Origin of the sequence: Bacillus sp. F56 (assembly GCF_001748205.1) — a bacterium.
GTDB classification, from domain to species: Bacteria; Bacillota; Bacilli; order Bacillales; family Bacillaceae; genus Bacillus; species Bacillus stercoris.
Map to the genome: position 1 here is coordinate 421,667 of NZ_BDFC01000007.1, position 19,151 is coordinate 440,817.

17 protein-coding genes, 1 tRNA gene and 1 riboswitch are annotated in these 19,151 nt (G+C 43.8%); of the genes, 1 reads left to right on the plus strand and 17 read right to left on the minus strand.

Translation table 11 applies throughout. The features are described 5' to 3' along the window. Positions 1-10: 10 nt before the first annotated feature. The 13 genes from hsdR to sdhC all read right to left on the minus strand — a co-directional run bounded on the left by hsdR (position 11) and on the right by sdhC (position 12,638). Entirely contained in the window at positions 11-3,217 is a 3,207-nt protein-coding gene (hsdR, locus tag BFW96_RS13395; protein WP_069839670.1) for a type I restriction-modification system endonuclease, read from the minus strand. A gap of 498 nt (positions 3,218-3,715) precedes the next feature. Beyond that, positions 3,716-3,789: transfer RNA gene (locus BFW96_RS13405), tRNA-Arg, on the minus strand. 129 nt (positions 3,790-3,918) lie between these two features. Continuing rightward, the gene (locus BFW96_RS13410) at positions 3,919-4,428 is read right to left on the minus strand and encodes a metallophosphoesterase (protein ID WP_014664882.1); all 510 of its coding nucleotides are present in this window, start codon (positions 4,426-4,428) and stop codon (positions 3,919-3,921) included. A 15-nt stretch (positions 4,429-4,443) separates the two neighbouring features. Further along, positions 4,444-5,040, minus strand: coding sequence for an XTP/dITP diphosphatase (locus BFW96_RS13415; RefSeq protein ID WP_083252880.1), 597 nt, complete (start codon positions 5,038-5,040; stop codon positions 4,444-4,446). A 12-nt stretch (positions 5,041-5,052) separates the two neighbouring features. Further along, on the minus strand, positions 5,053-5,790 hold the full coding sequence (rph, locus tag BFW96_RS13420) for a ribonuclease PH (RefSeq protein WP_069839672.1): 738 nt from the start codon (positions 5,788-5,790) through the stop codon (positions 5,053-5,055). Between the two features lie 110 nt (positions 5,791-5,900). After that, positions 5,901-7,001, minus strand: coding sequence for a spore germination protein GerM (gerM, locus tag BFW96_RS13425; RefSeq protein WP_014664884.1), 1,101 nt, complete (start codon positions 6,999-7,001; stop codon positions 5,901-5,903). Positions 7,002-7,114: 113 nt separating this feature from the next. Further along, positions 7,115-7,933 carry a glutamate racemase gene (gene racE / locus BFW96_RS13430; RefSeq protein ID WP_083252881.1) on the minus strand — a complete coding sequence of 273 codons (819 nt, stop codon included), beginning with the start codon at positions 7,931-7,933 and terminating at the stop codon, positions 7,115-7,117. A 7-nt stretch (positions 7,934-7,940) separates the two neighbouring features. Next, a complete protein-coding gene (locus BFW96_RS13435) occupies positions 7,941-8,381 on the minus strand; it encodes a MarR family winged helix-turn-helix transcriptional regulator (RefSeq protein ID WP_069839674.1) in 441 nt (146 codons plus the stop codon). 246 nt (positions 8,382-8,627) lie between these two features. Next, positions 8,628-8,852: a spore germination transcription factor GerE gene (gene gerE, locus BFW96_RS13440; RefSeq protein WP_003184172.1), complete on the minus strand. Its 225-nt coding sequence runs from the start codon at positions 8,850-8,852 to the stop codon at positions 8,628-8,630. Between the two features lie 115 nt (positions 8,853-8,967). Continuing rightward, positions 8,968-9,411 (minus strand): acyl-CoA thioesterase, encoded by a 444-nt coding sequence (locus BFW96_RS13445; protein WP_040082240.1) that lies wholly within the window; start codon positions 9,409-9,411, stop codon positions 8,968-8,970. Positions 9,412-9,471: 60 nt separating this feature from the next. Beyond that, positions 9,472-10,233 (minus strand): succinate dehydrogenase iron-sulfur subunit, encoded by a 762-nt coding sequence (gene sdhB, locus BFW96_RS13450; protein WP_069839675.1) that lies wholly within the window; start codon positions 10,231-10,233, stop codon positions 9,472-9,474. A gap of 2 nt (positions 10,234-10,235) precedes the next feature. Continuing rightward, entirely contained in the window at positions 10,236-11,996 is a 1,761-nt protein-coding gene (gene sdhA / locus BFW96_RS13455) for a succinate dehydrogenase flavoprotein subunit (RefSeq protein WP_014664887.1), read from the minus strand. 33 nt (positions 11,997-12,029) lie between these two features. After that, the gene (gene sdhC / locus BFW96_RS13460) at positions 12,030-12,638 is read right to left on the minus strand and encodes a succinate dehydrogenase cytochrome B558 (RefSeq protein ID WP_003222512.1); all 609 of its coding nucleotides are present in this window, start codon (positions 12,636-12,638) and stop codon (positions 12,030-12,032) included. A gap of 292 nt (positions 12,639-12,930) precedes the next feature. Between sdhC and BFW96_RS13470 the strand changes: the two genes are divergently transcribed. Continuing rightward, positions 12,931-13,377 carry a YslB family protein gene (locus BFW96_RS13470; protein ID WP_003222508.1) on the plus strand — a complete coding sequence of 149 codons (447 nt, stop codon included), beginning with the start codon at positions 12,931-12,933 and terminating at the stop codon, positions 13,375-13,377. A gap of 43 nt (positions 13,378-13,420) precedes the next feature. On the opposite strand, the gene BFW96_RS13475 is transcribed toward BFW96_RS13470, so the two are convergent. The 4 genes from BFW96_RS13475 to abfB all read right to left on the minus strand — a co-directional run bounded on the left by BFW96_RS13475 (position 13,421) and on the right by abfB (position 19,048). Beyond that, the gene (locus BFW96_RS13475) at positions 13,421-14,647 is read right to left on the minus strand and encodes an aspartate kinase (RefSeq protein ID WP_014664888.1); all 1,227 of its coding nucleotides are present in this window, start codon (positions 14,645-14,647) and stop codon (positions 13,421-13,423) included. 124 nt (positions 14,648-14,771) lie between these two features. Next, positions 14,772-14,951, minus strand: a riboswitch (Lysine riboswitch). A gap of 64 nt (positions 14,952-15,015) precedes the next feature. Further along, positions 15,016-16,788 (minus strand): excinuclease ABC subunit UvrC, encoded by a 1,773-nt coding sequence (uvrC, locus tag BFW96_RS13480; RefSeq protein WP_069839676.1) that lies wholly within the window; start codon positions 16,786-16,788, stop codon positions 15,016-15,018. Between the two features lie 135 nt (positions 16,789-16,923). After that, the gene (trxA, locus tag BFW96_RS13485) at positions 16,924-17,238 is read right to left on the minus strand and encodes a thioredoxin (RefSeq protein ID WP_014664890.1); all 315 of its coding nucleotides are present in this window, start codon (positions 17,236-17,238) and stop codon (positions 16,924-16,926) included. Between the two features lie 322 nt (positions 17,239-17,560). Next, positions 17,561-19,048 (minus strand): alpha-L-arabinofuranosidase AbfB, encoded by a 1,488-nt coding sequence (gene abfB / locus BFW96_RS13490; protein WP_069839714.1) that lies wholly within the window; start codon positions 19,046-19,048, stop codon positions 17,561-17,563. Between the last annotated feature and the right edge of the window lie 103 nt (positions 19,049-19,151).

Here is a 19,151-nt window from a genome sequence, read left to right on the forward strand (position 1 = left end):
AGGCACATTGTTAACTAATATAAAGGTTCTCATTTATAGTGGTAACAACCGTATCAATATAGTCACCAAACTCCCGCTTCAGCAATTTATAGCCGCCAGAAGTTTTAAATGGCTCTTCCGAGAATGCCTCTTCTGCAGTTGGTGCTAATACAGGCACTTGAAGTAACTGTTTTTCAATTCTCTCTAACCACTTCTTCTGTCTTGGAGTCCAATCATGCAGTGAATACACTTTTTGCATCGACTGTTTAATACGTGCTTCATGGTCAACTAGCGCTTCACCTAATGCAGCTTGGCGAATAAAGCTAATAATGTCTGCTGCAATGTCTTCATTTTTTGTCTGTTTCCAAGCTGTCTGCAAATGAGATTGCTTAAAGCCTTTCGTTTCTAGAATGGTAATAAGTTCTCGTAAATCCTGCCTTGTTAAATCTTTCGGGCGTGTGCAAATAAGATGAAGAGCAGGAATTTCATTAATATTTTCTTGGATAAAACGAACGAAACCTTCTAAATAATCTTCTGGTCTCTTGTTTCCTTCACCGTATCCCCGAACCACATCTGTTACTTCATCCTCTTTGTTGGAGATATATCGTTTCTCGCCTTTTACCCGATAGGCTTCCATATATTCAAATAACATGTTGTGCTGTTTTGCTTCTTGTGGCGTATACGTTTGAATTTCTTTCGCCCACTCATCCACATTTTTTCCATTCGACAATTCTTCAAACTTTTGTTTTCCTTCTTCATTCAGCCTTTGCTTGCGACGCTGAATTTTCGCTGCCAATTGGTCACGATAAAACGAAGCTTCATCTTCTGCAGTAGCATTGGCAAGTGATTCATATAGTTCACCGATACTGTAATTTTGTTTCTTTACAACAGGTTTCATCTCCGTATAGCTTTGCAATTTATCGTAGATGCCCACTGCATCGTAAATGTTAAAGTGTGTTTTTCCAATGTCGGGACAAAGACGGGTTGCACGTCCAAGCATTTGGTCATAAAGAATACGAGACTGTATACGCCGTAAGAATACTAGATTTGTTATTGGAGGAACGTCAATGCCTGTGGTGAGTAAATCAACCGTTACAACGACATTTGGCAGCCGCTCGTTCTTAAACCTTTTAATGGCATCTAATGGCTTATAGATATAGCCAGTAATTTTCATAATAGCATCATCTTCAATTTCATCGCCACGTTCTTTAAAGGCTTCCTTTAATAACCGAACAACTAAATCTGCGTGTTGGTCAGTCGCTGCAAAGATAAGGGTTTTCTCTTTTCCTGTCGGATCAATGTATTCAACCAGTTTGTTTAGAACCGCCCGATTAAAAGGTTCAGTAATTACCCGTTTATTAAACTGTTCAACCTCAAAATGAATGGTATCTTCCATTTTTTCTAGTTGAATCTCGCCTTTATCAACATCATACACTTCAACTTCTTCGTCTTTTTCAAGAGTAATGCCGACTTGTGAAAGTTCTGTCTTAAACAGATATGGTGGTTCATGGTCAACTAAGTAGCCATCCAGAACCGCTTCACTATAAGAATACTTAAAAATAGGCATACCAAAAATCTCTGTTGTATGAAGAGCTGGTGTTGCAGTAAGTCCTAAACATGCCGCATCAAAATAATCAATTACACGTCGATATTGGCTAATATAATCATTTTGGTCACGGAATTCCAATTCTTCCTCTGACATTTCTTTGTCACTTGTATAGCCACGATGTGCTTCATCTACAATGATGAAATCATACTGCCCGACACTTGGAAGCTTCTCGTTATCGCTATAGAAAAGTCTTCTAACCATTCCCTGCACCGTCGCAATTTGCACCTTCGTTTCAACTTCTGGAGACATGTCTTCTAAAGACTTTACATCGTATATATCAGCAAATGAGTAGCCTTCAATTTTTGTATCCTTAAGTGCATCCTCTGTCTGTTTTCCTAACGAATTACGGTCTACAAGGAAAAGAATACGACGACATTTTTTGGACTTAATTAAGCGATACATGAGGGCGATAGCTGTACGAGTTTTCCCAGTTCCCGTTGCCATCGCAATAAGCATTCTTCGTTGCCCTTCTTTTAATCCCTCTTCAGCGGAAAGTACCGCTCTTTGCTGATAATGACGCAAACCAAACTTCGTAATATCCTCTTCTTCTAAGCGTTTATTTGCATCCTTGTCATCTTGACTAAGAAGAAGCTGCAAGTCATCAGGTGAATGCCAGCCTTCTAATGGGCGAGCATGTTCTAACGGTTTACGTGAATCCCAAAACCAGATGCCCGACTCTTCTTGAAGTTGTCTCAAGTATGGTCGGCCGTTCGTTGCGTATAAAAACGGCACTTTATATTCACCTGTTGTAGGTATGATGACTTCATCTTCGACTTGTGTCACATTTTTTGCATACACTTTTGTTTGACTTTCTAATGCGCCAGGAATCGTTTTCTTTTTTGCCTTAGCTTCAATAAAGCCAACAAGCTTTAAGCCAATAAACAACGCATAGTCAACCCTGCCGCCATTGACCTTCCATTCTGCAATTGCCATGTTTCGATTTTTCTCTGGCAGCGTTCCGTTCTTTTGATGATTTAGTACAGTTGTGTCTACTTCCCACCCAACAGCACGTAGTTTTCCATCAATAATCGTACGTGTTTCAGCTTCAGTTAATTGCTGTCGACGCATAAAGTTTTTGGATATCTTTTTACGTTCGATTTTTACCTCTTCTTGTTCCACTTCCGCCTGTCGACGAATTGCCTCTAATTCTTCTTCAAGCTTTTTGACTTTCTCCTCATATTCTCGCTGAAGTGTTTCTGTACTCTGTTCTACTTGTTCTTGAAGTTCTGTATACTCTGGTGCTTGAAAATCCCAATCACCATATACCTCCATGAACCAAATGGACAAGCGGAACGTTAATTGCAACAAAGCCTTTGCTTCTTCTACTTTTCCATAATCCGCTTCATGCATCGCTACATTCCCTTTGCGACGAAGAGCCTCTAATATATCAATTAATTCAGGCTCAAGTAACCTTTCCCGACGCAAAGTGTTAATGCGATCCACTTGCGTTGTACCATATGCCTCTTTAATATTTTCAGCGGCAAGAATAAATTTAGTTAGTGTTTCAGCGAACAATCGCAGTTTCATTACTGTTGTATGGGGGTCATGATATACATTTCTCTCAGCTGTCTCTCCCAAGTTAGCAAGTACATCCCATTTCCCTTGAAAAAATGAAAAGTTGCTACTCATTTTTATCACCGTTTCCTAAAAGATTGTTTGTGTCCATTATACTATAATCATGCAAAAATTAGGAAAGAAGATGTATCGCTCTTTTTCTACTCTGCTCCTTAGTTTAGGTTCATTCTTTAACCAAGTGAATAAAAGACGGGTTTTATTAGTTATTGTTTAAATATCGAGGCTACGACATCAGATTTGATCGATAAAAAGAAGAGCCTCAATTGTTATACTCTGAAAATGCTCTACATGGAGGACATAATCGCTTGTTGTACGGCTTCTATTCTCACTCACCTTCATTTGCCTAGTGTTGGTTTCGAGAGCATCAGAAATCAACATTGAGTCATCCAAGACCTCAAACTGTTTTATTTTTTCTTTTGAAGCGGTGGAACTAGTTATGGTCAATCCATTTAATAATCCCTTTACATCCGAATCAACATCTAATAATCCTTTTCTTTTGGTTACAACAAAAAACCTCAAATCCTAAATGGATTTGAGGTTTTTCTTTTTGTACGTCCCAGGAGAGATTCGAACTCCCGACCGACGGCTTAGAAGGCCGTTGCTCTATCCAGCTGAGCTACTGGGACACGTTTTGTTTTTTGTTTTTCGCTTTAACTATCAGCGACAAGATTTATTATATATGGGATGCAACAATAAGTCAACGGTTTTTTAGAATTTTTTTCATGAGGAAGAAAATTTTCTTCCTCATGACATTTTCATAGTGTGACTCGGTTTTGCAGATCCTCAATTTCATTGCCTGCTTGGTCGTAAAAACGGACTGTCGCAGCATCATTTTCTAATGTCAGTATAGCATAGCTTTCTGTCCTGCGCACCCTTGGAAGCCGGATGCTGCCTGGGTTAATCATCAGTTTTCCGCGCAGCACTTCGCTTCCCGCGATGTGCGAATGCCCGAAGCAGATAATATCCGCTCCGAGCTCCTCTGCACGATAGTATACGTTTAACAAGGTCTGTTTTATACCGTGAAGGTGGCCGTGTGTGACCAGTATTTTTCTTGAACCGGCAGTTAGAAGAAGCTCGTCCTTAAAATCGCCGGCAAAATCGCAATTGCCTTTTACAACCGCATAAGGCTCCAATGCAGGGTGCCCCGTTTCAAGCTCAGAGTCCCCACAATGAATCATAAGGTCAACTTCTGCTTCATGCCGTTTCGCAATGGTCTGGAGTTCTTCTTCAAGCCCATGGCTGTCACTGATAATCAGCACGTTCATGTACAAGCTTCCTCCTTATGCCTCCAAAAGCTTAGACAGCTTTTTAAGCGCGTCAGCCCTATGGCTGATTTTATTTTTTTCATCACTAGTCAGTTCAGCCATTGTCTTATCTTTATCTTTCACGATAAAGATTGGATCATAGCCAAAGCCATATTCTCCTCTCGGTTCTTCAGCAATATACCCTTCAACATGGCCTTCGACTGTTTTTGTTTCCTCTCCCGGAATACTCACGGCCAATGCGCAGCGGAAACGGGCGGTGCGCTGTTCTTTTTCGATTCCTTTCAGCTCGCTGAGCACTTTATCGATATTTGCCTGGTCGTCTTTCTGTTCCCCTGCATAGCGGGCTGAATAAACCCCGGGTCTGCCGCCAAGATTATCGATGGATAGACCGGAGTCGTCCGCAATCACCATTTTGTTCACTGCTTTGGCAACAGCTTCCGCTTTCAGAATGGCATTTTCTTCAAATGTATGGCCTGTTTCTTCAATTTCTTCTGTGAATCCAATTTCAGCTAACGATTTGACATCGTAGCCTTTTGGCTCAAGAATTTCTTTAAATTCCTTCACTTTTCCCGGATTATGTGTCGCAATAATTGCTTCTATCATGATGATCAAGCCTTTCTGTCTTTATTTCAGTTCTGGCAGAGAATCCCCCAGCACTTCTTTTTGCTTGTCAATCAGCTCTTGAATTCCTTTTTCCGCAAGACCGAGAAGACCATTCAGATCCTCTCTTGAAAAAGTCGCCTCTTCGCCGGTTCCCTGCAGTTCCACGAAACGGCCGCTGCCTGTCATGATAACATTCATGTCAACTTCAGCAGAGGAATCTTCTTCATAATTTAAATCTAACAAAATTCCCTGTTCCTTATCAATTCCAACAGAGATCGCAGCGAGAAAATCAGTGATCGGATTTGTCTTGATTGTTCCTGCTTTGATCAGCTTGCCAATGGCAATCGCCATCGCAAGAAATGCGCCTGTAATGGAAGCTGTTCTTGTTCCGCCATCAGCCTGAATGACATCACAGTCAATCCAAATCGTCCGTTCACCGAGCTTTTCCAGATCTACAATAGCCCGAAGCGCGCGGCCGATCAGGCGTTGGATCTCCATTGTTCTGCCGGAAATTTTCCCTTTAGAAGATTCTCTAATTGTTCTTTGATTAGTTGCCCGCGGCAGCATGCTGTACTCTGCTGTAATCCAGCCTTTTCCTCCGCCCCGCAAAAACGGCGGTACGCGGTCCTCAACAGACGCGTTGCAGATTACCTTTGTATTTCCCGCTGTTATTAGAACAGAACCTTCCGGATGGCTGATAAAATCCAAATCGAATGTGATTGGACGCAGCTCATCGTGTTGTCTTCCGTCATGTCTCATGTTTTACCTCCGATTGTATGTACATAAACCATTTTTGTCCCGGAATTGAATAAAGAAAGAGGCAGCCGGAACGCTAACCTCTTTCTTTCTAGTATATCAAAAATCCCAATTTAAAAACTACCCGTATTCACTTGAGAAGGTCTGGAGACCGGTTCTGTGAGCTTTTCGCCTTTTTCGTTTACAAGCTCTGATTTTCCATTCACTTTAACAGAGACGCCTTTTACATCCGGCTGTTCCGTTAACGTCAGCACAATGCTGTTCAGCACTTCTGAAGAAATCATTTTCGTCTTCTCATCGGCGCTGCCGAATATAGATTGATTGAAATCCAACGTCACGCGACCGTCTTTCATTTTCGGTTTGCTGACCAGCTTTACATCTTCATTGAAGTCTGTTAACAGCCCGCTCACCTTGCTTGGGCCTTTAGCCAATTCATTGATGGCTGCTGTAATGTCGTCTTTTTCCGAATTGTCGATTCGTTTCGTCACAGGCACGTAGTACTCACTGTCTTCGTTTTCCGCCAAATAGTAGACTGTCAGCGGGTGGGTAGCAGTGAGATCATTTACACCGGCTGTTTCCAAATTAATGCCGTCTTTGCGGCTTAAATCATCTGAGATCGGCGTACCTCCTACAGGCATCTCCTTCAGTTCATGCCCGTTTATTCTCAGCTTCACTTTATCTATCGAACTGAATTGCGTCAGCGTCCACGTCACAGATTGAACGATTTTCTGTTCGTCCTCTTTCTTATAATTTTTGAACTCATTAGAGAAATCAGCTATCGCGGTTCCATCTTTTTTGATGTCAACGTTAACCGTTGTGTCAGCCGGCAATACCGCTCTGAAGCCATTCGGAAGAATTTCAGACACAGGCCCGCCCTGTACGAGGTATTCAAGCGCCTGCTTAGCCGTGCTCTCACTTTTAGGAAGAGGCAGCGTTTGCGCGACGACATACCCGTTTTTATCAATAAGATATAGCTCCCTCATAACAGCAGATGAGGCTTGATCCGTTTTTGCGGTATCACTCTTTTTATTCTCTGTTTTTTCAGCTGCTGTAGTATTTGACTTAGCCCCCGCTTCATCGTTCACGTATGTAACGTCTTGAGGCGGATCAATTTCCTTGGCTGCCTTATCAGATTGAAACAAACCGCATCCGGATAAAAGCAAGGCAGAGGTGAGACAAGTCGCACCAATGACTGCAGGTCCTTTTTTCAGCATACTTTTCCCTCCTAAGGATGTTTGTACTATTATGTATACGAGCCTCTTTAGGAAATAGACCGAAGAATTCCGGCAAAACAGAAAAAACCCGCAACATTCCGTTGCGGGAAAACCTATCTTTTAATCGGTTCTTGCAGTGAGATACATTCCACATGCCCCACTTCATGGCCAAACCAATCGTCTGCGATTTTTGCAAACTGATCACGCGCCCCTGTTGTCAGGAACTGATGATCCGGGGCAATCGGAGACTGGTTCAGCAGCCCTTTATAAGAGAGAATTGTGCTGACTTCCCGGGCTGTTTCATCGCCGGACGAAATAATGTTTACGTGCTCTCCCATATATCTTTGAATGGCTTCTTTTAAAATAGGGTAATGGGTGCAGCCTAAAATCAGCGAATCAATCGATGTGTCTTTTAACGGATACAGCGAGGTTTTAACAATCTCGTCTGCTGTTTTGTCGAGAAACTTCCCGCTTTCCACAAAAGGCACAAGCAGCGGGCAGGCAAGGTTTTCAACCTTCAGATCAGGATTTAATGCCAAAAGCGCCTCTTCGTATGCATTGCTCTTAATTGTATTCTCTGTACCGATGACACCGATATGCTGATTATCCGTCACTTTTATCGCTGCTCTCGCACCAGGCTGGATGACTCCGACCACTGGTATACCGATGCTGCGCTGGATGTCATCCAATGCGATCGCTGTTGCTGTGTTACAGGCGATCACGAGCATTTTGATGTGGTGGTTTTCGAGTAAATAATTCGTCAGCTCCCACGTATATTGAAGCACCTCTTCTTCAGGGCGCGGCCCATAAGGACACCGTTTCGTATCCCCGACGTAGATAATATTTTCTTTAGGTAGCTGTCTCATGATTTCCTTCGCAACGGTTAAACCGCCAACCCCGGAATCAATGACTCCTATTGGTTGTTCCAACAAAATCGCCTCATTTTCTCTTCATTTCATGCTGCAGTTTCATCAAAGATTTTTCGAAGATGGCTATTTCTTCATCTGTAAACGATTCGAACATATCACGCAAATATTCCTGCCTTTTAGTAATGACCTCTTGGATAATCCGTTCTCCTTCAGGCAGCAGATGTATCCGGACAACACGTCTGTCCGCCGGGTCCTTGACCCGCTCAACAAGCTCATTTTTTTGCATGCGGTCGATTAAGTCCGTTGTCGTGCTGCATGCCAGATACATTTTGCCCGATAGTTCGCCGATTGTCATATCTCCCATTTCATAAAGCCATTGCAGGCCGACAAATTGCGGCGGCGTAATTGCATATTGGTTAAGGATTTCTCGTCCTTTTTGCTTAATGATCGCGGCAATGTGGCGGAGAGACTTTTCAATATCCGCAACATGCTCCAAAGGTTTTGATGTCATTTGTCCATCCCTCACTCAAGGATCTCTTACGCACAAAAGCGTTCCGTGTCTATTTTCCTTCTTTTTTGAAGAAAATGCAAGACTCGCAGGAGAGAAATAGAGGACTTTAGTCAAACAACATCAAGAAAAAAAATTCATTTTATGACTTGCCTACGTTTTGCACAGCATTCAAAAATATGGTTTCGAATGTTCCAAACAAACAGCAATAACCGGCTCCTTCCTGAAAAGAAGGAATACCGGCAAGAATTAAAGCTCTAGCTCACCCATTCTAAGAAGCTCAACAACGGCTTGCGAACGCCCTTTCACACCCAATTTCTGCATGGCATTTGAAATATGGTTTCGAACGGTTTTCTCACTGATAAATAGCTCGCTTGCAATCTCCTTTGTTGTCTTATCTTGAACGAGCAATTCGAACACTTCTCTTTCTCTTTTCGTTAGCAGCGGCTTCGATTGAAATTCTTTCTCCTTCAAGTATTGTAACCCTCCTTGCTAAGGTGAGAGCGAATCAGAAACGAATGGGTTTTGATATAGTCGAGATATCATATGTAAGAAGGGCGCAGGAGGTGACGTTTACAAGAGAATTAGTTTATCGTGTATGGAGAAGCGTTTCTTTCTCATCATCCGTCCAGCTGACAGCCTTGCCGCTTTCCTTCGAGACTTGAACCATCACGACTGCTCCGGTGAAGCAAGGTTCGCCTTTGTGGTTCTCTCCGAGATAATGCAAGGTAAGAGATGAACTGCCGACAGCGCTTGTTTTCACATAGATGCGCAGCTCTTCATAAGGCATGACTTGGCGCAAATAATCGCACTGCTGGCTTGCCACAACTGTCATGGTCTGTTTGTTTTCACTCATCATATTCAGCTTTTTAAAATAAGAAATTCGCGCCTCCTCAAAATATATAAAAGGGGTTACATTATTCATATGCCCAAACATGTCCGTCTCGGAAAATCTTACGGATACCTCATTAAAAAAAGAAAAGGATCTTTTCCATTCTGGAAACGGCATATCAATATAAGCAGGAAGCTTCATCTTTTTTCATCTCCTTATTGTTTAAAAAAACCTCTCCCATGCGGAAGAGGTTTTTTCTTCTTATACTCTGTCGCTTCCGAAGAAATTGCGGAACGCTTGTAAGTTTGTGTCTCTATTTAAGGCTGCAATCGAAGTGGTAAGCGGAATGCCCTTCGGACAGGATTGGACACAGTTTTGCGAGTTGCCGCAATCTGCAAGGCCGCCTTCATCCATTAGTGCTTCTAATCGGTCAGATTTATTCATGGCGCCTGTCGGATGTGCGTTAAACAGGCGGACTTGCGACATCGGTGCCGGCCCCATGAACTTCGATTTGCTGTTCACATTCGGGCAGGCCTCGAGGCAGACGCCGCACGTCATGCATTTTGATAATTCATATGCCCATTGACGGCGTTTTTCCGGCATTCTCGGCCCCGGTCCCAAATCGTACGTACCGTCAATTGGTATCCACGCTTTTACTTTTTTCAATGAATCAAACATTCTGCTACGGTCAACCTGCAAATCACGAACGACTGGGAATGTTTTCATTGGTTTTAAACGGATCGGCTGTTCAAGCTGGTCGATAAGCGCCGTACAAGACTGGCGGGGCTTTCCGTTTATGACCATTGAACATGCGCCGCATACTTCCTCAAGACAGTTCATATCCCATGTGACAGGGGTTGTCTTTTCACCTTTGACATTAACCGGATTCCGGCGGATTTCCATCAGAGCGGAAATGACGTTCAGATTCGGGCGGTATGGAATCTCAAATTCTTCATCGTAAGGCGTGCTGTCGGCTGTATCTTGACGTGTGATAATAAATCGTATGGTTTTTTGTTCACTCATGATTATTTCGCCACCTTCTTCTTCGAGTAATCCCGTTTCCGAGGCGTTATCAGTGATACATCGACATCCTGATACTCAAATTCCGGCGCTTCATACGGGCTTACATGTTTAGCCATTGTTGTTTTGAGCCATTCATCATCATTACGTTCAGGATAATCCGGTTTATAATGGGCGCCCCGGCTTTCATTACGGTTGTAAGCGCCAAGGGTAATCACCCTCGCAAGCTGGAGCATGTTCGAGAACTGGCGTGTGAACATCGCCCCCTGGTTGCTCCATTTTGTCGTGTCATTGATGTTGATCTTTTTAAAGCGCTCCATTAATTCCTGAATTTTGTCGTCCGTTTTCAAAAGCTTGTCATTATGGCGGACAACCGTTACGTTCGCCGTCATCCACTCACCGAGCTCTCTGTGAAGAACATAGGCATTTTCGGTTCCGTCCATGCTCATAATATCAGCCCATTTTTCTTCTTCTTTTTTAACGTGAGCGTCGAATAAAGAAGAAGACATGTCTTCCGCTGAAGATTCTAAGCCGTTTACATATTTCACCGCGTTCGGTCCGGCCACCATGCCTCCGTAAATCGCAGACAGCAAGGAGTTTGCTCCCAAGCGGTTGCCGCCATGCATAGAGTAATCACATTCTCCAGCCGCAAACAGTCCAGGGATGTTTGTCATTTGATCGTAATCCACCCATAAACCGCCCATAGAATAATGGACCGCCGGGAAGATTTTCATTGGAAGCTTGCGCGGGTCGTCTCCCATGAATTTCTCATAAATCTCAATGATGCCGCCAAGTTTAATATCTAGCTCTTTCGGATCTTTATGAGACAGATCGAGATAGACCATGTTTTCACCGTTAATGCCAAGCTTCTGGTTCACACACACATCAAATATTTCACGTGTCGCAATATCACGCGGCACCAGGTTTCCGTATGCCGGATATTTTTCCTCGAGGAAATACCACGGTTTACCGTCTTTATATGTCCACACGCGGCCGCCTTCACCACGCGCTGATTCACTCATCAGTCTTAGTTTGTCATCGCCCGGGATGGCTGTCGGGTGGATTTGAATGAATTCTCCGTTTGCATAGTACGCTCCCTGCTGATAAACGATTGAAGCAGCAGATCCTGTATTAATCATGGAGTTCGTTGATTTTCCAAAAATGATCCCCGGTCCGCCGGTCGCCATAATGACCGCGTCAGAACGGAAGGATTCAATTTGCATGTTTGTCAGGTTTTGCGCAACAATTCCGCGGCAGGTTCTGTCATCATCTAATACAGCGCCAAGGAATTCCCAGCCTTCGTATTTTGTGACCAGACCCGCAACTTCGTATCTGCGCACTTGCTCGTCCAGTGCATAAAGCAGCTGCTGTCCCGTCGTCGCACCCGCATAAGCCGTTCTGTGATGCTGTGTACCCCCGAATCGACGGAAATCAAGCAGGCCTTCAGGCGTCCGGTTAAACATAACACCCATCCGGTCTAATAAGTGGATGATCGAAGGCGCCGCTTCACACATTGCCTTGACCGGCGGCTGGTTGGCAAGAAAGTCTCCCCCGTATACCGTGTCATCAAAATGTTCCCACGGAGAGTCACCTTCCCCTTTTGTATTGACCGCTCCGTTTATGCCGCCTTGCGCACAAACTGAATGAGAACGTTTGACAGGAACGATGGAAAACAGCTTAACCGCCATTCCTGATTCCGCTGCTTTAATTGTCGCCATGAGGCCGGCAAGACCTCCGCCGACTACGATAATGCTTGATTGACTCATGATAGCCCCTCTCCCTCTAGTAATCTAGTACTCTTAAACAAATGCAAAAATCGCTTTTAAGCCTACGTATGACAGTGCAACAAAAATAATCAGCGTAACGTATGTCGAAATTCTTTGAGAACGAGGCGTGACCGTGATGCCCCATGTAACAGCGAAAGACCATAAACCGTTCGAGAAGTGGAAAATTGTTGATAAAACACCGACAATGTAAAAGCCAAGCATAGCCGGAGAGCTCAAAATATTCGCCATCATGTCGAAATTGACCTCAGCGCCCATTTGTGCGGCAATGCGGGTTTCCCACACGTGCCAGCTGACGAAAATAAGAGTGATGATACCGGTTACACGTTGCAGGACAAATAGCCAGTTTCTCATATAGCTGTATTGGCCTGCGTTATTTTTCGCAGTAAACGCTATGTACACACCATAAACTGCATGATAAATTAATGGTAAGAAGATAATAAAAATTTCCAAGGCATACCTGAAAGGCAGGCTATCCATAAAATGAGCAGCGCTATTGAATGCTTCAGCGCCCCTTGCAGCAAACTGGTTGACGACTAAATGCTGAATGAGAAAGATGCCGACCGGTATGACGCCAAGCAAGGAATGCAATCTTCGAAAATAAAACTCTCTGTTCCCAGACATTACTTTACCCCCTGTTTGATAAGTGCGAAATGTGCTAAATCTCTTCCTCCACTTCTTTCAATTGTAAGCACTTTATTAAGATTTATTGACAATTTCATTTTACTCCTCCCTCAAAAGGGCGTCAAGAAAACGCGTACATAAATTATAATTTTCCGAATTGATTAGTTGATTGAAAAATTTTATTTTATCAATATATATTTCTCGCTTAATTTTTCATAAGAATTACAGGATCATTCTGTAATCCTCCCCCCTGTTTGAGCTATAATATACGCAGGAGAGAGGGGAGACAGATATGAAGTCTAAATTTGAAGCATCTATTGACAACCTAAAAGAAATTGAAATGAACGCCTATGCCTACGAACTAATACGAGAGATCGTTCTCCCAGACATGCTTGGCCAAGATTACTCTTCCATGATGTATTGGGCAGGAAAACATCTCGCCCGTAAGTTTCCTCTTGAATCATGGGAGGAATTTCCGGCCTTCTTTGAAGAAGCGGGCTGGGGAACCCTCACCAACGTAAGCGCTAAAAAACAGGAGCTTGAATTTGAACTCGAAGGGCCGATCATTTCCAACCGGCTTAAACATCAGAAAGAACCTTGCTTTCAGCTGGAAGCTGGTTTTATCGCTGAACAAATTCAATTGATGAATGATCAGATTGCCGAATCATACGAACAAGTGAAAAAGAGAGCCGATAAAGTGGTTCTGACTGTGAAATGGGATATGAAAGACCCAGTGTAATCAAAAAGGCGGTGACTGCTTAGTCCCGCCTTTTTGATTGTCATTACACAGCTGAAGGGTGTTTTGAAAGCTCAAATGCATCGTGAAGCGATTCGACTGCTTTCACCATATCGTTTTCGCTTACGACGGTTGACACTTTGATTTCAGATGTGCTGACCATTTTGATTAAAATGTTTTTTTGCGCCAGTACAGCAAACATTTCAGCCGCTACACCGGGATTTGAGACCATGCCGGATCCGACAATGGATACTTTGGCCAATTTGCTTTCTGTCTCGATTTTCTCGAATTCCAGCGCGTCTTTATACTCTTCAAGCACCGCAACGGTTTGGTCTGCATCTTCTGTTTTGACAGAGAAGGAAATTCCAGTCTTGTCCTCGGCCTGCGTTTGGATAATGATATCCACGTTTATGTTTCTTTTGGCAAGTGTCGTAAAAATAGTAGACAACGTTGTCAGGCCGCTAGTCAGCCCGTAAATGGTTACCCTTGTGATTTGATCTTCAAATGCAATGCCTCTGACAATTAAATTCTGTTCCATGGATGATTCCTCCTCAATTAATGTCCCCGCTTCGGTTTCTGTACTTGAACGCACTTCTAACGGCACTTGGTAATTTTTCGCGAACTCAACAGCTCTCGGATGAAGAACGCCGGCGCCTAAATTGGCAAGCTCAAGCATTTCATCGTATGAGATGCCGGCAAGTTTTCTCGCTGATTTCACATAGCGCGGATCAGTTGTAAACACGCCGGGCACGTCTGTATATATGTCACATTTATCAGCTTTTAAAGCGGCAGCCAAAGCTACTGCTGTTGTATCTGAACCGCCACGGCCCAATGTCGTAATTTCACAATCCTCTGTCATGCCTTGAAATCCTGCAACAATGACGATTTTTCCTTCTTCAAGCCGGTCTGCTAAAACCGATGTGTCGATATCTGTAATTCTGGCGTTTCCGTGAACGGCCTCCGTACGGATTCCCGCCTGCCAGCCAGTATAAGACACGGCGTCATAGCCTTTTTCCTGCAATGCCATTGAGAGGAGTGAAATCGTGACCTGTTCGCCTGTCGCCAGCAGCATGTCCATTTCGCGTTTGCTCGGCTGGTCAGAAATGGCTTTTGCAAGGCTGACCAATTCGTCAGTGGATTTTCCCATAGCTGACACGACGACAACGACTTGATGGCCTTTCTGTTTTTCTGCAATTGCGCGGTTTGCCGCATTTTGAATTTTTTCGACTGAGCCGACGGAAGTACCTCCGAATTTTTGTACAATAAGACCCATGATTACCACCCTTTACATTTTGGTTCGTGCGGGTGAGGAGAAAGAGCGCTTTGTCCACAATAAAAAAAGCAATGAGAGGAATACTCTCATTGCTTATCAATTAATCATCATGAATGATTATGAACAACGAGATAGCCCTCCAAGAAAATGATTTCTTGACAGCCTTACATTTATTCAATGCACGGCCAGCAAATAATACCGATGGGGTTTTATTTGCTTCGGCGACGCTCCCCTTTCAGCCTTTTTCACAGAATCCATCTTTCTCCAAAGGCATACTCTTGAAGTTCGCACCTCTATCTTCACCATATAACACGATCTAACTATGAAATTAGTTCACATTTTATCAGATCTTATTGAAAAGGACAACATTATTTTTGCAATTTATCGTAAAGGAACTGAGCCGCCGCAGCGGGAACACCCGCTTTTTTGATGTCCTCAAGGCTTGCTTCCTTCATTTTTTTAACGGAACCGAAATGCTTTAACAGCATTTTCTTTCTTTTCTCTCCGATACCCGGGATATCATCCAATACGGATTGAAACGCGCTTTTTCCGCGGATTTGTCTGTGAAAACTGATTGCAAAACGGTGCACCTCGTCCTGAATGCGCTGCAGGAGGTAAAATTCCTGGCTGTTTCGTTCCAGATACACCACCTCCAGCGGCTCCCCGATCAGTAAGTTTGAGGTTCTGTGCTTTTCGTCTTTCGCTAAACCGGCGATCGGGATATCCAAGCCGAGTTCATTTTCAATGACATCCCTTGCAGCGTTGATCTGCCCTTTTCCTCCGTCAATGATGATCAGATCAGGCAGCGGCAGATTTTCACGAAGCACTCTCGTGTAGCGTCTTCTGACGACCTCTCTCATAGAACCGTAATCATCAGGTCCTGTAACGGTTTTGATTTTATATTTGCGGTATTCCTTTTTGTACGGTTTGCCGTCGATAAACACGATCATCGCGGAAACCGGGTTTGTCCCCTGTATGTTTGAGTTATCAAACGCTTCAATTCTGTGCGGCGTATAAATATTCAATGCCTCACCGAGTTTCTGCACAGCCCCGATTGAACGCTCCTCGTCCCGTTCGATTAAGGAGAATTTTTCTTTCAGTGCAATTTTCGCATTTTTATGGGCCAGCATGAGCAGTTCTTTTTTCTGGCCCTTCTTCGGCTGGTGAACGTTTGTTTCCAGCAGCTGCTCGATCATGGATTGATCTACGCTGTCCGGAACTAAAATCTCCTTCGGAAGGAAGTGGTTGTTTTTTGAATAGAACTGTCCGATGAATGTAAGGAACTCTTCATCCGCTTCCTGATAAAGCGGGAACATGCTGACATCGCGCTCAATGAGCTTCCCTTGGCGGATGAAAAAGACCTGCACGCACATCCAGCCCTTATCATATGCGTACGCAAACACGTCACGGTCAACTAGATCGTTCATCGTCATTTTTTGTTTTTCCATCGTTGATTCAATATGGGCGATCTGGTCACGAAGCTCTTTTGCCCGTTCAAACTCAAGATTCTCAGCGGCTTCGTGCATTTTTTCTTCGAGCTCTTTTTTGACCTCATTATAGCCGCCCCTTAAGAAACGGGTAATGCTTTCAACCAGCTCTCTGTTCGTCTCTTCGGAAATGTCCTTTACGCACGGAGCAAGACATTGGCCCAGATGATAGTAAAGGCACACTCTGTCCGGCAGCTTGGAGCATTTTCTGAGAGGGTACAGACGGTCGAGCAGTTTTTTTGTTTCCCTTGCTGCCTGTACATTCGGGTACGGTCCAAAATATCGCCCTTTGTCTTTTTTGACATTGCGGGTGACAATCAGCCTTGGGTGGCGTTCATGGGTGAGTTTTATGAAAGGATAGGTTTTGTCGTCTTTGAGCATGACGTTGTATTTCGGATCATGCTTTTTGATCAGATTCATTTCTAAAATAAGTGCTTCAAGATTGGAGGACGTCACAATATATTCAAAATCCTCGATTTCCGTCACAAGCCTTTGGGTTTTCGCGTCGTGAGAACCGGTGAAGTAGGAGCGCACTCTGTTTTTCAGCACCTTTGCTTTTCCTACGTAGATCACAGTCTGCTGCCGGTCCTTCATGAGATAACAACCCGGTTGATCGGGAAGGAGGGCGAGTTTTTCTTTCAGTTGTTTGTTCATATAGTACCCTTCCTTATATTTAATCCTTTGTTTCCAGTTTAACAAGAACGTTTGTTTTTCTCTATGATTCACAATTGGCGAATAAAAAAAGCGATCCCTCAATCGGAATCGCTCTGGCATGTAAGCAGCCGAAAATTAAAGATGTTTGTTTACAAGCTCTTGAAGCGCTTCTTTCGGTTTGAAACCGACTGAAGTTTCAACTACTTCTCCGTCTTTTAAGATAAGAAGTGTCGGGATGCTCATAACGCCGTATTTTCCAGCTGTTTCTTGGTTTTCGTCTACATCGATTTTTACGATTTTCAGTTTGTCGCCCATTTCTTGATCCAGTTCTTCAAGAACAGGTGCAATCATTTTACAAGGTCCGCACCAAGGAGCCCAGAAGTCTGCCAGTACGACGCCTTCGCTTGTTTCAGCTGAGAAAGATTGATCAGTTGCTTTTACGATAGCCATTATTGAATTCCTCCAATGTGAAATGATGATTTTTAGTATAGCATCTCCCATTCGTTCACGCTATCTTAATGCTTACAAATTATTTTTTCCTGATCATAACCGGTTTACTCATTTTTATCCGGGCTGAATGGGATGTGTCACTTTTATTAAAACACGAATCTGATAATGGCACCGATTACTACAATAGCCCCGATAATCATTAGAATAGTACGAAGCATAGGATAACATCTCCTCTTCACTGTCATGTACTTTACCATGCCCTTTTGTTGCTGTTTTAAAACATGAAAAAGCGCCGGCACAAAGCGCCGGCGCTCTCGCGCGATTACGAATCAGCACGCAGCGTAAGCAAGACGACTGACATTGGCGGGAGTTTTACTTTCAGTTTGTTTTTGCTGAGCGTGTATTGTCTGAACGCTTCCGGTTTGACGTGATGAGGATCGTCAAATGTGTTATGTGCATTCATTTTTTCTGCCGTAAGAATGACTCCGGAATGGTCCGCTGCCTTGTGTAAGCCTCTCAGCTCGATCTCAGCCTCTGCTTGGTTTTGGTGATCGATGTTGCAAATCGTGATATTGATATCGCCTCCAGCTTGTTTTGACGCTGACATGCTGATTTGCGGGAGCGTTTCACCCTTCCATTCATAGTCGGCACACAATACCTCTGTATCTAAAAGAGAAGCATCCTGGTGCACCTTAAACATATCAAACACATGGTACGTCGGTGTCAAAAGCATCCGCTCTCCCTCAGTCAAAATCATCGCTTGAAGAACGTTTACTGTTTGAGCGATGTTGGTCATTTGCACCCGGCGGCAATGCTGATGGAAAATGTGAAAATGGGAAGCCGCCACCAGAGCATCACGTATGGTGTTTTGCTGATAAAGGAAACCTGGATTCGTGCCTGGCTCAGGATCAAACCACGTGCCCCATTCATCAATAATCAGCCCGACCCGCTGCTCCGGATCGTACCGGTCCATAATCGTGCCGTGTTTTTGAATCAATTCATCGATGTATTTGGCTTTTTTCATTGTAATGAACCATTCATCCTCCGTGAATTCTGTGGCTGATCCTTTGCCCTTCCAGAAATCACCCGGAATCGTGTAATAATGAAGACTCAATCCGTCCATCAGGCCAGCGGCTTTTTTCATAAGCACGTCCGTCCAGTTAAAATCATCGACATTTGCGCCGCCTGCAATTTTATAAATTTCATTCCCGCTATAATTGCGGACATAAGTCTGAAAACGGCGGTACAGATCTGCGTAGTATTCGGGATGCATGTTGCCGCCGCAGCCCCAGTTTTCATTGCCTACGCCAAAATATTTCAGCTTCCAAGGCTCTTCTCTTCCATTTTGTTTTCTCCAGTCTGACATGGGCGTGCCTTCTTCAAATGTCATGTACTCAATCCATTCCGCCATTTCCTGAACGGTTCCGCTTCCGACATTGCCGCAAATATATGGCTCGCATTCAAGCAGCTCGCAAAGCATCATAAATTCATGCGTTCCGAATTCATTTGATTCAATTGTACCGCCCCAGTGAGTGTTAAGCATTGTTTTACGGTCACCGACACCGTTTGCCCAATGGTATTCGTCCGCAAAACACCCGCCCGGCCACCTGAGAACAGGAATATGCAGCTGTTTGAGCGCTTCCAGCACGTCCTTTCGTATTCCGTTGATATTGGGAATGTCTGAGTCCGTCCCGACCCATATCCCCTCATAAATCCCTCTTCCTAAATGCTCAGCAAAATGACCGTATATATTTTTGTTAATGGTTCCTTTTACGATATCTGTTTGAATCACTGCTTGATGTTCAGACATGCCTCTGATCATTCCTTTCATACGAATATGAAAAGCACCACAGTCAAATATGTGATCTGTCGTTTGCCTGAGGAGTCAGCATGAATGTAAGCGCTTTTAAAGT

What these genes read in the sequence shown, in the direction of transcription:
- gerM (WP_014664884.1), bottom strand. Translation starts at nt 7,001, where the DNA reads ATGCTGAAAAAAGGACCTGCAGTCATTGGTGCGACTTGTCTCACCTCT.
- BFW96_RS13475 (WP_014664888.1), bottom strand. Translation starts at nt 14,647, where the DNA reads ATGGGTCTTATTGTACAAAAATTCGGAGGTACTTCCGTCGGCTCAGTC.
- rph (WP_069839672.1), bottom strand. Translation starts at nt 5,790, where the DNA reads ATGAGACATGACGGAAGACAACACGATGAGCTGCGTCCAATCACATTC.
- BFW96_RS13470 (WP_003222508.1), top strand. Translation starts at nt 12,931, where the DNA reads ATGAAGTCTAAATTTGAAGCATCTATTGACAACCTAAAAGAAATTGAA.
- abfB (WP_069839714.1), bottom strand. Translation starts at nt 19,048, where the DNA reads ATGTCTGAACATCAAGCAGTGATTCAAACAGATATCGTAAAAGGAACC.
- sdhA (WP_014664887.1), bottom strand. Translation starts at nt 11,996, where the DNA reads ATGAGTCAATCAAGCATTATCGTAGTCGGCGGAGGTCTTGCCGGCCTC.
- BFW96_RS13435 (WP_069839674.1), bottom strand. Translation starts at nt 8,381, where the DNA reads ATGACATCAAAACCTTTGGAGCATGTTGCGGATATTGAAAAGTCTCTC.
- hsdR (WP_069839670.1), bottom strand. Translation starts at nt 3,217, where the DNA reads ATGAGTAGCAACTTTTCATTTTTTCAAGGGAAATGGGATGTACTTGCT.
- sdhB (WP_069839675.1), bottom strand. Translation starts at nt 10,233, where the DNA reads ATGAGTGAACAAAAAACCATACGATTTATTATCACACGTCAAGATACA.
- uvrC (WP_069839676.1), bottom strand. Translation starts at nt 16,788, where the DNA reads ATGAACAAACAACTGAAAGAAAAACTCGCCCTCCTTCCCGATCAACCG.
- BFW96_RS13410 (WP_014664882.1), bottom strand. Translation starts at nt 4,428, where the DNA reads ATGAACGTGCTGATTATCAGTGACAGCCATGGGCTTGAAGAAGAACTC.
- BFW96_RS13445 (WP_040082240.1), bottom strand. Translation starts at nt 9,411, where the DNA reads ATGAAGCTTCCTGCTTATATTGATATGCCGTTTCCAGAATGGAAAAGA.
- sdhC (WP_003222512.1), bottom strand. Translation starts at nt 12,638, where the DNA reads ATGTCTGGGAACAGAGAGTTTTATTTTCGAAGATTGCATTCCTTGCTT.
- trxA (WP_014664890.1), bottom strand. Translation starts at nt 17,238, where the DNA reads ATGGCTATCGTAAAAGCAACTGATCAATCTTTCTCAGCTGAAACAAGC.